Annotated in this window: 11 protein-coding genes and 2 tRNA genes; 5 read left to right on the top strand and 8 right to left on the bottom strand. The window is 54.0% G+C overall.

All coding sequences use genetic code 11. The features are described 5' to 3' along the window. Window positions 1–12: 12 nt before the first annotated feature. The 3 genes from ahcY to KJZ99_03425 all read left to right on the top strand — a co-directional run bounded on the left by ahcY (window position 13) and on the right by KJZ99_03425 (window position 4561). Entirely contained in the window at window positions 13–1323 is a 1311-nt protein-coding gene (gene ahcY, locus KJZ99_03415) for an adenosylhomocysteinase (protein ID MCL4304936.1), read from the top strand. A gap of 74 nt (window positions 1324–1397) precedes the next feature. Continuing rightward, window positions 1398–3317 carry a hypothetical protein gene (locus KJZ99_03420; GenBank protein ID MCL4304937.1) on the top strand — a complete coding sequence of 640 codons (1920 nt, stop codon included), beginning with the start codon at window positions 1398–1400 and terminating at the stop codon, window positions 3315–3317. After that, window positions 3314–4561, top strand: a complete 1248-nt coding sequence (locus tag KJZ99_03425; GenBank protein ID MCL4304938.1) for a hypothetical protein — start codon at window positions 3314–3316, stop codon at window positions 4559–4561. The genes KJZ99_03420 and KJZ99_03425 overlap by 4 nt, the downstream gene beginning before the upstream one ends. 66 nt (window positions 4562–4627) lie before the next feature. Here the strand turns inward: KJZ99_03425 and KJZ99_03430 are convergent, their stop codons facing one another. The 8 genes from KJZ99_03430 to KJZ99_03465 all read right to left on the bottom strand — a co-directional run bounded on the left by KJZ99_03430 (window position 4628) and on the right by KJZ99_03465 (window position 11117). Continuing rightward, window positions 4628–5704: an LptF/LptG family permease gene (locus tag KJZ99_03430; GenBank protein ID MCL4304939.1), complete on the bottom strand. Its 1077-nt coding sequence runs from the start codon at window positions 5702–5704 to the stop codon at window positions 4628–4630. After that, entirely contained in the window at window positions 5701–7125 is a 1425-nt protein-coding gene (locus tag KJZ99_03435; GenBank protein MCL4304940.1) for a glutamate--tRNA ligase, read from the bottom strand. Before KJZ99_03435 ends, KJZ99_03430 begins: the two co-directional genes overlap by 4 nt. Beyond that, window positions 7109–7474, bottom strand: a complete 366-nt coding sequence (locus tag KJZ99_03440) for a DUF3566 domain-containing protein (protein ID MCL4304941.1) — start codon at window positions 7472–7474, stop codon at window positions 7109–7111. Before KJZ99_03440 ends, KJZ99_03435 begins: the two co-directional genes overlap by 17 nt. Further along, window positions 7471–8106 (bottom strand): PEGA domain-containing protein, encoded by a 636-nt coding sequence (locus tag KJZ99_03445; protein ID MCL4304942.1) that lies wholly within the window; start codon window positions 8104–8106, stop codon window positions 7471–7473. Before KJZ99_03445 ends, KJZ99_03440 begins: the two co-directional genes overlap by 4 nt. A gap of 78 nt (window positions 8107–8184) precedes the next feature. Then, window positions 8185–9051: a glycosyltransferase gene (locus tag KJZ99_03450; GenBank protein MCL4304943.1), complete on the bottom strand. Its 867-nt coding sequence runs from the start codon at window positions 9049–9051 to the stop codon at window positions 8185–8187. Between the two features lie 139 nt (window positions 9052–9190). Next, entirely contained in the window at window positions 9191–10552 is a 1362-nt protein-coding gene (locus tag KJZ99_03455; protein MCL4304944.1) for a hypothetical protein, read from the bottom strand. Window positions 10553–10896: 344 nt separating this feature from the next. Continuing rightward, window positions 10897–10986 (bottom strand) — tRNA-Ser (locus KJZ99_03460). Window positions 10987–11033: 47 nt separating this feature from the next. Continuing rightward, window positions 11034–11117: transfer RNA gene (locus KJZ99_03465), tRNA-Ser, on the bottom strand. 112 nt (window positions 11118–11229) lie between these two features. On the opposite strand from KJZ99_03465, the gene KJZ99_03470 reads away from it, so the two are divergent. Together KJZ99_03470 and KJZ99_03475 are read left to right on the top strand one after the other, a co-directional pair. Beyond that, entirely contained in the window at window positions 11230–12369 is a 1140-nt protein-coding gene (locus tag KJZ99_03470) for an LptF/LptG family permease (GenBank protein ID MCL4304945.1), read from the top strand. 451 nt (window positions 12370–12820) lie between these two features. Then, window positions 12821–15631: a PAS domain S-box protein gene (locus KJZ99_03475; protein ID MCL4304946.1), complete on the top strand. Its 2811-nt coding sequence runs from the start codon at window positions 12821–12823 to the stop codon at window positions 15629–15631. Window positions 15632–15738 lie beyond the last annotated feature (107 nt).

The raw sequence follows: 15738 nt of genomic DNA on the forward strand, positions 1-15738 counted from the left end.
AAACGGGGTTTCATGGCTACGACAACGACGAAGGTGAAGAAGGGACAATCCGTGACGGCAGCCGCGAGCTACCATGTGGCTGACGAGAGCTTGGCACCCAAGGGGAAGAATCGAATTCTCTGGGCGGATCGTGATATGCCCGTGCTGGCCGAGATTCGTGAGCGCTTTGAAAAGGAAAAGCCGCTGAAGAATATGCGCATGTCGGCCTGCCTGCATGTGACTGCTGAAACAGCGAATCTCGCACGCACTCTGAAGGCCGGAGGCGCCGAACTTGTGCTGGTGGCTTCGAATCCGCTTTCAACCCAAGACGACGTTGCGGCGTCGCTCGTCAAGGATTTCGGCGTGCGCGTTTACGCGATCAAGGGTGAAGACAACAAGACCTACTATCAGCACCTCGATGCGGCAATGCGCCACAATCCGGTCATTACGATGGACGACGGCGCAGATCTTGTTCACGGGCTGCACACGACCCATGTCGAATACGGCGATCAGATCGTCGCCTCACTCGAGGAAACGACAACCGGCGTGATCCGGCTCATGGCGATGGCCAAGCAGGGCAAGCTGCGGTTCCCCGTGATTGCCGTGAACAATGCAGACACCAAGCACCTTTTCGATAATCGTTACGGCACGGGCCAATCCACACTCGACGGAATCGTGCGTGCAACGGATATGCTGATTGCGGGTCGCACTTTGGTCGTTGCGGGTTACGGCTGGTGCGGCAAGGGTTTCGCCATGCGCGCCAAGGGACACGGAGCCGAAGTAGTCGTAACGGAGATTAATCCGATTCGCGCGCTTGAGGCGCGAATGGATGGTTTTCGCGTGATGCCGATGGCGCAGGCGGCTCAAATCGGCGATGTCTTCTGCACTGTGACAGGCAATATGCACGTAATTCGCCCTGAGCACTTCGAAAAGATGAAGAACGGCGCCTACGTCTGCAACAGCGGTCACTTTGATATTGAGCTGGACCTCAAAGGTCTCGCCGAAATATCCAAGCGCGTCGAAAAGAATGTCGTCCCGTATGTGGATCGTTATACATTGCCGAGCGGCAATCAAATCAACGTGATCGCTGAAGGGCGGCTGGTCAACCTCGGCGCAGCACACGGGCACCCGGCTTCGGTCATGGACATGAGCTTCGCCACGCAGGCGCTGGCCACAGAGTATGCGATCAAGAATGCCAAAAAGCTTGACGTGTCCGTGCACGACGTACCGAAGTCCATCGAAGACTATATTGCCAATTTGAAACTCAAGACGATGGGGATCAAGATTGACAAGCTGACTCCGGATCAGAAGAAATACCTCTCCAATTGGGAGATGGGTACCTGATGCGCTGTCCAACGGCGACAGTATGCAAAAGACGGAGGCAGCTCCGTCTTTTGTGTTTGTGCTTGATGACAATCGTGGCGGGATGTGAAATTCCGCAACCGCCGGGCGATATGTGGTGGGACGTGGATCTGAATGTTCCTTTCGGAGTCCGGACGTACGGGATGTGGGAGCTTGCCGATCCGGACAGTGTGATACGCGCGAACGGTTCGGGCATCGGCATGAGCGACGACAGTACGATGTATTTCAGTGCATGGGCAAGTCTGCTCGCGGAAATCGGCGATAGCTTATACGCATCTCCGGTAGAACGCACCATCGATCGTTATCTAACTGCGATCGAAGCACCGCTCGACTACGACACACTGCTCGGCTACTCACTGGGATCCCTGAATCCCGGTCTCGCGGCATTGCACGGCACAGTTCAGGACATACCGCCTCATGCGCTGGAACACACCATCGCGCTGCCGCTTCCGGCAGGGTATGACAGTCTTGAAGTGGACACGGCGACCATATCCATTGTTATCATTAATCGTCTTGCCTACGAGGTGACGGGGCTTCAGTTGCGCGCAGGCAGCAAAGTCATTGCAGACGTGAGCGCACTAAACCCCGATCAGCAGTTTGTGGATCGCGTATCACTTGCGGAGGCCATATTGGTTTCCGACTTCACTTTTGCCCTCTCTGCCACAGGTCAGGGCGGCACGGGCATTTCCGTTGATTCGGCGTCGCGCATTTCCGTTTCCGTCAGAGTGGACACAGTAACCGCCTCAAGATTCTACGGATTTGTTCCTGTGCAAACGGTTGTCCGCGACAGCGCAGTATCCATCGAGCAGCGTCATCGCATCAATCTTGCAATCATCGAATCAGGAAACATGATCGTGACGCTGGCAAATCAGTCCCAATTCGCTGACACTGTAACCCTGCGCATTCCGAATCTTGTGAGCAGGCTGAACGACACACTTGCAGTCAAACGCTTTCTTATGCCGGGGGATTCTGATGTCGCGGTCATCCCGTTGGCACACTACCGGTTGCGACCGAGTCAGGACGAAGATCAAAAGATAACCGGACAAATCATCTCGCATACTCCGGCGACAGCCGATCGACGTGCTTTTGTTTCCGGCAACGAACACGTTTATGCGAGAGTAGAGTTTGAGCGGCTGCCAATTGAGTATTTCGCGGGAACGTTGAATAATCTTGAATTGCCAATAGAAGACACACAAGTCGAAATCGACCGTCCTCCGCAAGGTTGGGAGAAAGCGCGTCCGCTTGATGTTGCAGCATTGTTGCACGTGGAACAAGGCATCGGAGGACTCTTGGACGCAGAGATTACTGCACATACGAGTTTCGGCGGCGAGACTGTAGGCGACACCGTCGTTAGCATCTCCAATCTATCTCTTGTCAACGATTCACTCGCGACAATTAACGGCTTGGCGACCTTACTTGCTGATTATCCCGATTTGCTGACGGTTTCCGGAACATCCGTGCTGCATGGCGAAATCGCGGTCTATAACAACGCACGTGTCAGGGTCGGGCTTGAATTGCGAGCGGCGTTGGCTGTGGAATTGACCGGGGACATTGAGCCTGAGGGCGAGATTGAACGAGTGTCGCCACGGGACTTAGAGGACATTCAGAGCGGCACGGCAACGATTCGGATTTGGAATCATCTCCCGACAGACGGAAGGTGCTTCCTTGTGGCCGGATTTGACAGCGCGAGACTGCAAAAGGAATCAGGAACCGATGCCGATACGCTTTTTGACGTTCTGATTCCTGCTCCGACCGTAGTGAATGGAATGACAGTAGACGCAAGTCAACTTTCGTTTGACGTCACGCTTGACGAGCGATGGTTGAACTTCTTCAAGTCCGAGCACTTCTTCGTTCGCACGCAAATCGCCATCAGTGCGGCACACAACGACACATTGGTTCTGACAGGGCGAGACTTTGTCGCGGTTCAACCGTTCGCCAGAATTGTATACACGGTCAGACCCGGAGAAATCGAGTGAAAGAGTTCCTCGTAATTCTGTTGTGCGCTACGGCACTCTACGCGCAGGCGCCATCTGGCCGTCAATTGGGATTGGCCGGTGCAATGGACATACTGGAACACTCTTCGGATGTTTTGCACGGCAACGCGGCTGTCCTTGCGCGACCCAATTCCATGACATGGCGAATAGATTTGCCGCGTTTCACGGCGAGTGCGCATAACAATTCTTTCAGCGTCAATCGGTGGAATGATCAGATTGGCCGAGATCGCTACCTGTCGGCGACCGACAAACGCGAAATCCTGGGCAGTATTCCCTCAGACGGCCTCAAAGTCTCGGCGATCGCCTCGGCGCCCATTTTGGGCGGCGTGTACAAGAAGATGGCGTTCCAGATTTCCGAAGAATACGCGCTGAACGTGAACGCGGACCGCGAACTCTTCGAGCTTGCGTTGTTCGGGAATCAGCTTAATCGCGGCTACAAACTCGAAGACCTGGGAGGCGAACAGTATGCGCTTCTGGATGCCGGAGTCGCCATTGCCTACGAATTTCAGCAAGACAAAATCAAGGGGTTGTATGGCGGGATCGGATTCCACTTCTATCTCGGTCAGCATCTCGACAAGGTAGTGGACGCCGTCGGAGAACTTCAAGCGACGGACTCCCTGCTCACCGGTTACGGAGCGGTGCAACGTGTCAACTCGAACCAAGGAGACGGCATCGGATTTGATCTGAGCATGTTGGCCGATATCAACGACAAGTGGTCGCTCGGCGTGGCACTCAAGCAGATCGGCGGTAGCATAACGTGGGTTGTTAACGAAGCGAAGCTTGATGCCTTCGAAGTGGATTCTGCAGGCGTGATTGTCGATTCACTGGATGATGATGGCTACGTCAAGCGTGCATTCCGAAGCAGCACGACTTCAATCGCAGGCGGCAGCATCGAATCAAAGATCCCTGCAACTCTCGAACTGTCCGGTCGATATCAATTGGCTCCCCGTGCTCTTCTGTTGTCAACGTTTCGTGCGCGTTTCGAAGAGTCCGCACAGGGCAAGGCTGGCGCGGAGATTGCGCTGGGAGGAGAGTATTCTGCGACCAAAGTGCTGCTGCTACGCGCCGGACTGGGAACGGGCGGTCCGTTGGGAACTCGGATTTCGGTGGGCGGAGGAGTGCGAACGAAGCACTACGACTTCGATCTTGGTTGTGCATGGCACGAAGGGCTGTTTTCAGCGACACGAGGACTTTCCTTCGGCATAGGACATTCGATTCACTGGTAAGCAAGAGTTTGACCAAGAATAAGAGGCCGCAGTGATGCGGCCTCTTTCATTTCTCATAAAGCATTGCTACTTCGGCGCGCGCCACACGAGGCCAAGGCCAAACACGCCAAACACGATGTTACCGATCCAGGCAGCCCAGAAAGGAGTGAGTTCGCCGCCGTAGCCAAGAATCTTGCCGACCTGCTGAAGACCGAAATAGATAAAGCAAACGAGCAGTGACAATCCGAAACCGAGCACAAGTCCGCCGCGGCGGCGAAACGCGGCAAAGGGCACTCCGAAGAGCACGATGATGAATGTCGCAAACGGCTGTGCAAACTTAAAGGCAAGGTCGACGGACCAACGCGCTCCCCGAATGCCGGCCGCTTGCAGACGGCCAATCAGACTTTGGATATCTCGATAGCTCATTTCGTCCGGCTCGATGTTCACACGTATCAGGTCATCGGGGGTAAACTGGAAGTCGGGCCGCACATACATGTCCGGATTACTGACGGCAATGCTGCGATCCCTGAATTCCGTTCTGCGCGCGCCGCGGAAGGTCCAAGCGTCATCGTGAAACATCATACTGTCGGCTTCCACCTGCCAGACGACTCTTCCCTCCTCGACGTGCTGAAGCTGAACGCGATAACCCGTTCTGAATTTCGGATCGTAGCTTTCCATCTTCAGAAATTCCGTCGGAGAGGTCTGCAGATAGATTCTGCCCTGTCGCGAGGAGACGGAACCTTTGCCTTTGCGAACTTCAACCCTGTACAGCTCCTTGCGTTCGAAGTTGTAGCGCGGTACGACGTTCTCTCCAAGGTACCAGACACCACCGGCGAGCGGCGCGGCGAAGCAGAGCAGAAGGACAAGAATTCGCCAATGACTTACGCCTGAGCTCTGCATGGCGGTCAGTTCGTTGCGATAGACAAAGCCTCCAATGGAAAAGAGCGTAGCAAGCAGCACACCGACCGGAATCGTCAGATAGATGATGTAGGGCACATAGAGAAAGTAGTATCTTGCGACAAGGTCGAATCCGACTTCGGCATCGACAAACTTGTCCAGATGCTCGACGAGGTCAATCGTGATGAAAATCAGGAGTGCCGCGCCCATCGCAAAGAAAAAACTCCGCGCGAAGGCGGAGAGAATGTATCTATCCAGCAAAGTCACGCGGGAAGATGCACTTTCAAGAGGAGGTTTAACCTGCGAATAACGGTCTCTCTGCCGAGAAATTCCATCATTTCAAAGAGTCCGGGGCTGACCGTCCTGCCTGTCAATCCTAGACGAATCGGATGAATGAGCTGCCCCGCTTTCACACCCCACTCCTCGCAGCGCCCGCGAAGTTTTGCCTCCAGATCGGCGGCCACGAACGGAATCGTTTCAAGGTCTGCAACATAGATGCTTAAGTTCTTCAGAATTGCCGGATCGCTCAGGTGCTTTTCCACACCTTTCGCGTCATACTCGCCGGGATCCTTAAACAGATAGGTCTGTTCTTCGAAGAGGTCGCGCGGCATGCGAATTCGAGGTCTGACAAGTGGCAGCGCGGCCCGCAACGATGCGAGAGAGACACTCGCGTTTCCGGAATGCTCGAACAGATAGTTCACCGCAGAATCATCGTCCAATGCACGAAAATGCTCACCGTTCATCCACTCGAGTTTCGCTTCGTCGAAGACCGCGCTTCTTGCCTGAATTCCTTCAAGAGAAAACACACCAATCAGCTCTTCACGCGAGAAGATCTCACGGTCGCCTTTACCGGGAGACCATCCCAACAAGGTCAGGAAGTTGAACAGTGCCTGTGGGAGAAATCCCTTCTGCTGGAACTCGCCGACTGAAGCGGCACCCGTTCGCTTGGATAGTCGTTTCTTATCCGGACCAAGGATGAGCGGCACGTGGCCGAATTGCGGGACGTCCCATCCCATTGCCCGATAGATCGCAATCTGCTTGGGTGTATTGGAGATGTGATCATCCCCTCTCAATACATGACTGATGCGCATGTCATGGTCGTCGCAGACTACCGACAGATGATACGTGGGGGATCCGTCTGAGCGCAGCAAGACGAAGTCTTCAAGATCATCGCCCTTATAATCAACTCGTCCGTGAACCAGATCGTCCCACCCGATGCCATCCGGGGGCGCCGAAAAGCGAATGGCATAGGGATCACAACTCTTCAGTCTGCTTTCCGCATTGGCACGTACTGTCGCAAGATCCGCCTTGAATCTAAAAGACGCTTCACCCCTTGCCTGCGAATCCGCCCGCAGTTGCTCCAGCTCACTAATCGTTGTGAAATCATGGTAGGCTGCGCCGCGTCGGACAAGTTCGTGTGCAATCTCAACAAATCGTTCCTTGTGATCCGACTGGTAGACTATCTCTTCATCAGATTCCAGCCCTAACCACTTCAAGCCATCGAGAATCACTTGCGCCAGTTCACCGCGTGAGCGCTGCGGGTCGGTATCTTCGATTCTCACCAGAAACGTACCGCCGACTGCGCGCGCATACAGCCAATTGAAGATTGCAGTGCGCGCTCCGCCGACGTGAAGATAGCCGGTGGGGCTGGGAGCGAAGCGAACGCGTGTTTCAGTCATTTTCGGCATGATCACTCGTTGTGGAACCGGACTCGGGAATCTCTTCAACATGGTATTCAAGTCCGCCGAACATCCGCGCGGAGAGATTATAGACTATCGCGCACAAGCCGGCGATCAGAGAATGCAGTAGCGCACCGATCAGTCCCATGAAAATCATCAGGAAAATCGTTGAAACACTGCCCAGCGATTTGATTTGTGCAGCGTCTGCACCTCCGAGCAAGCTTAGACTCGATTCGCTCATTCCCTTGAGCAACGCCGCGCTGTAAAGCCCAAAGAGCAACCCGATGACGAGGCCGATGAAGAAACCGACTCGTACGGCACTGCGAGGCTCGATGCGTGTGACTTCGCGGCGACTCATTGATTAGGTTGTATGTAGGTTGCCGCTCGGAACATGACATCCGGCTGTGAAGACTCAGGACTGATTAAAAGGTTTTTATACGCTTTTGCGCCGTTGGGCCAATGGGCTTGCAGGTGATGCAAACCACGCTCAAAGATTGCATTTGCCGGTGTCAACAAACCGGTGCGCACGTCGTCAATCACGATCTCGGCACCGGGAGGTTCGGAGTTCATGCGAACATACCGCCATTGCCACTTGTAGGGCAAGCCGTCAGATCGCGGCAGTTCTCGGTCATCGTTTTGCGAAATAGGAGCGAGAAAAAATGTGATCCGCGTCGTGTCTCCGGCGTTCAACCGCAGCGAAAGTTCATGCGGCACCGGTCGGTAACCGTCCATCCGCAACGTAACGACAAAAGAATCCGCCGGCAAGCCTGACATATACGCGTTCGTGTGAACATACGTCGGACGATTGTTCAGAACGACTTCCGCTCCGACCGGCGACGATGTCACAATCAATACAGAAGCTTCGTTTCGCAGCCAGCTCATCAACCCGATCACCACAGCTGCCAGCATGAGCGCAGCCGAGAACCAGATACGTATCAGGGCACGCCGCTTCTCGCGTAGATCTGTGTGGTCAGGCGAACTCAGAACCAAGAAGAAATCCTCATTGATGTGCCTCTGTTCTTCTGTGAACAGGGGATCTTGCTACCCACTGGTGTATTCCACACCTCGTCACGAAATTGTGCTCTGCCTCTGCTGCGGACATAGCTGCTCGCGGTAAACATCCAAGATCTTCGGATCAGGGACTTGATCTCCAATTTCTCTGCTCACCAAATCATCGGAGCGCACAGCCCCATGCGAGGTCATCTTTTGCAGATGCAGCTTCCCTTTTCCAAATGCGGCGTTCCAGTTAGGGCCTGAAGCGTGGTAGCATCGCACTCCGCTGAGAATTCCCGCCCGCTTTCCACTTTCGCGCACCACGCGGTTGTAGAAACCGTCTTCCGGGAAATATGGCTTATGCGGCCGATATGAAAAACCTTTCGTCGAGAAGTAAAACTCTCGGGGAGTTGCCGTCGCCCACCCTCCAGTGGGACCAAACTCGATAGTCACTCCGTCGCAGGTCTCAGATTCATAATGGCTCGGCAGCGGTTTCGCACCATTCGTGAAGTCGTCCTGCACGACATCCAGAGCGATGTAGGCATAATTCGGGAACAGCTCAAAAGCTCGTTTGAGCTTCTCAAACCAATCCTGCGGCAGCAAAAAGACATCGTCGTCCATTTCGAAAATCAGCTCGCGGCGTGCTCGGATGGCAAGCTCGGCAAAACCGTTCGTACCGATGTTTCGCGGAGATCGGAACGGCCTCAACTGCAGCCGACTCATCCGCCACTTCTCAATTACTTGAGGGGTGTCGTCTGCCGAAGCGTTGTCCCAGAGCAGGACCTCGTGTTCATCAGGAATTGTATCTGCCAGCGCGCGCAGTGCAAGGTCAAGAAACCGCGCACGATTCCAAGTTACAAGCAACACGGACACACCGGGCAATGCGTCAGGCAGGGTCAGCTTGCGCGTCAACCTCCTAAGTTGGAAACCAATGCGTGGCAAGAGGGCGTGGGCAGACAACTGAGGGCTTTGGTTATGGCTTTGCGGGAAATTGGAGAAAGAATAGAATGTGTACGAATAATTGTCGCAGGCACACACTCAAAATATACGCACGATATTCAACTCTTTCAAGTCGCTACCTTCACTCAACCGAAGTCTTCCACTCTTGCTTTAGTGGGACAAGAATTTTCCGCTTCCCAGATGGGTCAGGGCTGATTTCCGGCACTGACGTCCAGGTTAGACGCAGTCCTCCTTTGACGCGATCGACAATTTGCTTCTCGATCGGTGCAAGATGTTGCATCGCACGTTCATGGCGAGGGACATAAAGCACCTCTACAAGATCCGGCTCGCGCTGCAAGAACTTGTATGCCAGAATGTGATCATGCGCGTGCTCCATCACAACAACCAAAAAGGCTGCGTCAAGGCGCTCGCCGTTCGGGGTGTAGATAACATCAATAATGCGGCCTTGAATCTCGCCAAGTCTCCATACTCCACCACCACACGGGCACCTCGTTTCCGGGTCAATCATTGCGGCCACATCGCCCATACGATAACGGACAAAGGGGAAAGCGCTGTTTCGAAAGGACGTCACAACAATCTCCCCTGCCTGTCCATAGGGCACTGGAGTATTACCGTCAAGCACTTCGACATAAAACCGAGCGAGATCCAAGCGATAGCTGGGACACTTCGTGCACTGAAAGCCGATATGCATCGCCTCGCTGCCGCCGTAGTCGCGATGGACTTTTGCTTGAAAGGCCTCTTCAATGACTTGCGCTCGTGCCGGACTTAGCCCCTCCCCAAACACGATAATCATCGGGACATGACATCGAAGATTGCGTTTAAGCATCTCCTCCGCGAGAAGAAGCAGCACGGTCGGATAGCTTTTCAAGTACTGAACACCAGCACGATTGATCGCTTCAACGATCATCGGTGTGTCGTCAGCCCTGTAGTTAATTGCGGAAAAGGACACCGGTAGTGTTCCCAGCATCTGCCGTATGCAACGACGAAGGCCGGTAATCTTTGGAGGAAGCACTTTTATCAGCGCTTCCGGCATCCCGGGCCTCCACCCAATATCCCGCATATTCAGCTCGGCTGAGATAAACTCCGCCATCCGGCTTTCTCTTGTCTCCGGGAAGCGAAACGGCTCGCCGGACGAACCGGAAGTACTGCTCCAACTGACGCTGTCGGGTTGCAGAGTTGAGTTGAACCAGCTGTTTGGATCCTGCTGGAGGTCTTTTTTGCATAGTGTTGGAAGAGTCTGCCAATTCTCTTCACGAATTGGCAGGCAAACCTCCCACTGTCTGAGAAGTTTCCGATAGGCCGGGCTGACTTCCGCCATATGATTGGCGTATTCTATCGCCCGTTTACGACTGTACGAAAGCTGCGTTTTCCAGTCCGCCGCTCGCATACGACGTTGGAAACTAAGCTCGCGACCAGATTCTCTGCGCACAAAAGTACGCGCTATGCTCATTAGAGCGGGGTAGATTACACGAAGTAGATACACAGTATGCTCTTAATAACTTGCGATCGCGCAGATTGGTCAAATGCATCAGGTCATGCGCAACCTTCGGGATAAGAACAGTAGATTCGAAGTAGCCGCTTAGAATGCGGGCAATAAGTAGTTTGCTAAAGAATAATTATCTACCGCATAAGATAACTCCGATCGAAGGAATTCGCAAGCATCGGAACGCCATCGGTTTCATCATGGCACCACTTTTTTCCCTGGCTTTCCACCCTTCCTATGAACAAGAAAGCCCGGCGCAAAGGCCAGGCTCGTCACTTAAAAGTCGCAACATTTTCCCGATGAAATCGCGTCGCAAATCTACAACAGTTTGCGTGCGACACTTGCGGAGAGGGGGGGATTCGAACCCCCGGTAAGGGTTTACCCCCTACAACGGTTTAGCAAACCGCCGCCTTCAGCCACTCGGCCACCTCTCCAGAAGAAGGCAAATTGGATTCTTAAGACTATATTATCATTAGTCTTGCGGAGGACGGGAGACTCGAACTCCCAAGGGCTTTCGCCCGGCGGTTTTCAAGACCGCTGCCTTACCAATTAGGTCTAGTCCTCCGGGCGGAGGCGTTCCGTCCCCGAAACAGCAAGTATATCCGATTTCCGGCAAAAAAGCAAGCGGTTCAGGTTTGGGAAATGTCCTTCAGTTTTCTTAACTTGCGGTCCGAACCATGACTCTCTTCCGCTACCTGACAAGGGAATTCATCCCACCCTTCTTCTTCAGCCTCGCGCTGATAATCTTTCTCTTCATCCTGAATCTCGTGTTCACGATGCTCGGGCGAATTGTCGGCAAGGGTCTGCCCATCTGGACCGTGCTTGAATTCTTTGGACTGAATCTCGCATGGATGATCGCGCTGGCCGTGCCGATGGCCGTACTGGTCGCGGTGCTTTCCGCTTACGGCAGGCTCTCTTCAGACAACGAAGTCACAGCGCTGCGCTCTTCAGGTGTCGGGCCGTTTCAGCTCATCGCTCCCGCCTTGGTGTTCGGACTTCTCATGTCCTTGGCGCTTGCCTACTTCAACAACTACCTCCTCCCAGACCTGAACTTCCGCTCTCGGCAGTTGCAAACAGATATTCGAAGACTAAAACCCGCGATGGTGCTTGAACCCGGCGTCTTCCTGTCCGATATTCCCGGTCATGTTCTATACGCTCAGCAGGTCAATGGCGAAACTTCTGAAGTCACGGATGTGATGGTCTATCAGGATGACGATCCGCGCTTCGGCGGAACGGTCATCGCGGCGAAGGGGAAGCTGAAGTATGAAGAGTGGTTCGAAGGATTCGAGTTTTCGCTGCGCGAAGGCGAGATTCTGCGCTCAGATCGGGTTCGAATCGGCGAACATCATCGTATCCAGTTTGAGCGGGCCATCTTCCGTATCCACGCACCGGACATGTCACTTCGCCGCACGACGACACAGTGGCGCGGTGACCGCGAGATGGACGTCAAAATGCTCTTGGCCAAGATTGACAGCTATCGTAAGATTGATGCGGACAAGAACTCAAAAAATATCTCGCGACTTTTGGTCGAGATTCACAAGAAATTCTCAATTCCTGCTGCCTGCCTGATTTTCGCAGCGCTGGGTGGATTGCTCGGGCAGTTGGTGCGGCGTTCAGGGATTGGCGTATCTGCAGGTTACAGCATCGCCTTCTTCTTGATCTACTGGGTCTTTCTGATTGCAGGTGAAGACTTGGCGGACCGCGGCAGTGTCAGCCCTGCGGTGGCCATGTGGCTGCCGAACGTACTGTTCGCCGGCGTTGCGATCCTCTTGTGGTTCAAACAACGAAAGTCGGGGCTGAAGGTTTTCGGGAGATAGCGTCCCTCACATTACAACTTCACTGGAGGACCGCATTGCGGTCTTTTTTGCATTCGGAACTTGCCATGACATGACGCTGACGAAATCCTGCTTTATCATCTGCTATATACAACCCTTTGCCAGAAGCGGACAGAAGAAGTCTCAAAACCGGCCTCTCATGCCTGTATTTCCCTCTTCGGAAGCAGAATCTTCCTCACGAAGAGCTTCTATAAAACAGCCCTTTTGCTGCAAATCATCATCATGAATTCTTGAAACTTCGACAAAAACCGTGATTTGTGCTATTCATCTTTGAGGTCATTGTCCCTGCACGTGCGCGTACTGTCTGGCGTAAGAATTGCGCTTGCTGGTCAATGCTGCTTCCTTATGAAAGGTAACGTCTCATCGCAGTCTGGCGACGGGAAACTAACAAGTAGGACCCGCAGCCGCACACTTGACCCGGGGGCAAGGATATATGACCGGAAAAATCGACAAGTCTATACTTGAGTCAATACGGAACGTCTGCGGAATCTCCGTCTTGACGATTGGAACGCTCGCCTGCATCGGTTGGATCGCCAATATCGATCTTGTGACGCGCATCTCGCACAAGTATATCCCCATGGCATTGGACACGTCCGTGGCGTTCATTCTCTGCGGCCTGCTCCTGCTGTCACTCGGTAACGCGCAGAGTTCGCGCCCATCGCGCATCCCTCTCGTCGCGGGCGTCTCGCTGATATCGATTTACGGCCTCTTAAAGGCTTTGGAGTTCTTTTTAAAGACGGACTTGACTTTTGCGAACGTGCTGTTTCCGGCTAAAGAGTATTTGGGAACCCACATCATCAATCGCATGTCGCCGCTGACCGGAGCGCTCTTCCTTTTCTCCGGCATCGGAATCATCGCAGCCTCATACCCGAACAAACGGACACTCCAATGGGTGGGCAGAATCGGCGCCTTCGTCGGTGGTTCGGGCCTGCTTTTATTCTATGCCTACCTGCTTGGCGAACCGTTTCTGTATCATTCAACCGTCATCCCGCTCTCAGCACTGACCGCCTTTGCCTTCTGTCTGCTCGGCATGGGACTCTTGGTGCATGCCGGTTCAGACTCAGTCCTGCGCCCGTTTCTTGAAGCCACGATAAAGAGTCGGGCGCTCCGTCTCTTCGTCCCGTTGATCATCTTCACCTGCTTCGTTCAGCAGTTGCTCTACCGCTGGTCAAGTGAAACAGAGCTGAGCCGTGCGCTGGTTTACTTTTTGGTCCCCCTGGCCGCAGCACTCATCGCCGCAATCGCGGGTACGAAGCTCGCGCAGTATCTGTCAGACCGTCTCACCGCTTCCTACCGACTGGTCGAGGAAAGCGAAGCCAAGTATCGCTCCGTCGTCGAATACTCACATGACATGTATTGGACGTTGGATCCCGCGGGAAACTTCGTCTACGCCAACAAGAAATGCTCCGATGTCACAGGATTCGAGCTCGCCGATCTGATAGGTCGCAGTTTCGTTCCCTTGCTCCACGAAGAAGACATCGTGCGTGTCATTGACATCTTCTCAAGCGCGCTGAACGGTGAACCTCAGGAATACGAAGTCAATATTCCTCGCGCGGATGGTTCTGAACTTTTCCTTGAGGTAACCTCCGTTCCAAACTACAATCTGGGAAAAGTCATCGGTGTCGCAAGCTTCGGGAAAGACATCACGGCACGCAAACTCGCGGAGCAGGAATCGCGCAAACGTGAGGAACTCCTGCGCGAGTCACAGTTCGTGGCACGACTGGGCAGCTACGACTTGGACATTTCGGCTGGGAAGTGGACAAGTTCAAGTGTGCTCGACGAGATCTTCGGGATCAACGACGCTTTCGACCGCTCACCGGAAAATTGGCTCTCGCTTGTGCATCCCGAGTGGCGCGAAACGATGGCGCATTACCTCTTGGAAGAGGTCATCGGCAAGGGCCAGCGTTTTAACAAAGAGTATAAGATAGTCAGATTCTCGGACGGGCGGGAATGCTGGGTGCACGGCCTGGGGGATCTGGAGTTCGACAATCAAGGCAATGCCGTGCGCATGATCGGAACCATTCAGGACATTACCGATCGTAAACTGCTGGAGGCAGAAAGAGAGAAGCTTACCACGCAGTTACGGCAGGTGCAGCGATTGGAAACCATCGGCACTCTCGCTGGCGGCGTAGCGCACGACTTCAATAACATTCTGACCCCTATTCTCGTCTACTCCGACTTGGTCGCGAACGATCTCGGAGACAGTCACCCGCTTCGTCAGGACATAGAACACGTCATCTCGGCGGCCCATCGCGCGAAAGACCTTGTCAAGCAAATCCTCACCTTCAGCCGGCAGACCGATCATGTTCGCGTTCCTATGGAGCTTTCACCCATTGTCAAAGAAGCCATGAAGCTTCTGAAAGCTTCGCTCCCGTCGACGATTTCCATGGAAGCGCACATTCAGCCTGACCCGGCCAAAGTGCTCGCAGACCCCTCGCAGATTCATCAGGTGCTGATGAACCTCGGCACCAACGCCGCCCACGCCATGCAGGAGCAAGGCGGCATCTTGAAAATCGTGCTTGAGACGGTGACGGTCACAGAGGAAACTGCGCGCGAAGTGCCGCGTCTAACGGCCGGTGAATTTGTCCGGCTCTCGGTCTCGGATACCGGTTGTGGTATGGATGAGATGACTCGCGAACGCATCTTCGAGCCGTTCTTCACCACAAAAGCGGTTGGCGAGGGCACAGGACTGGGTCTTTCGGTCGTGCATGGAATCATCGAGAGCCATAGTGGAGCGATCACTGTCTCCAGCGCGGTCGGCAAGGGCTCGAAGTTCGACGTTTATCTCCCACTGATTCATGCCAACGAGTTTGAACAGGATGACGATGAACAGGACGTGCTGGGCGGTCGGGAACGGATATTAATTGTTGACGATGAAGAAGATGTGGCCGTTGCCTTGAAGGATGTGCTGGCAAAGCGTTACGGGTATGCAGCGACAGTGATTACAAAGGGCAGGGAAGCTCTCGATTACTTGCGAGCGCATCCCGACGAAGTGGATCTCTTGATAGTGGATGAAACCATGCCCGAGATCACGGGAATGCTCCTCGCGCGCGAAGCACAAACGATTTGCCGCGGACTGCCGATCATTCTGATGACCGGTTACACTCAGAAGTTTGACGACACGACCTGCCGCCAATTCGGAATAGCGCGGTTGATGTTAAAGCCGCCCGACCCAAAGGAACTGGGAAGAACGGTTCGCTCCGTCTTGGATATGCTCCGCGAAGAATCTGCAAGAGCTTCATAGCCATTCTATCTGAATCGCCGTTGTGGGTGTCCACACTCGTCCTCGAACGAAGCAATGGATCCGCCACGGCTCGCTTCGCCTACACTTCGTCGTCATCCTGAAGCCGT

It is taken from the genome of bacterium (genome assembly GCA_023382385.1).
Taxonomy (GTDB): Bacteria; Electryoneota; RPQS01; order RPQS01; family RPQS01; genus JABWCQ01.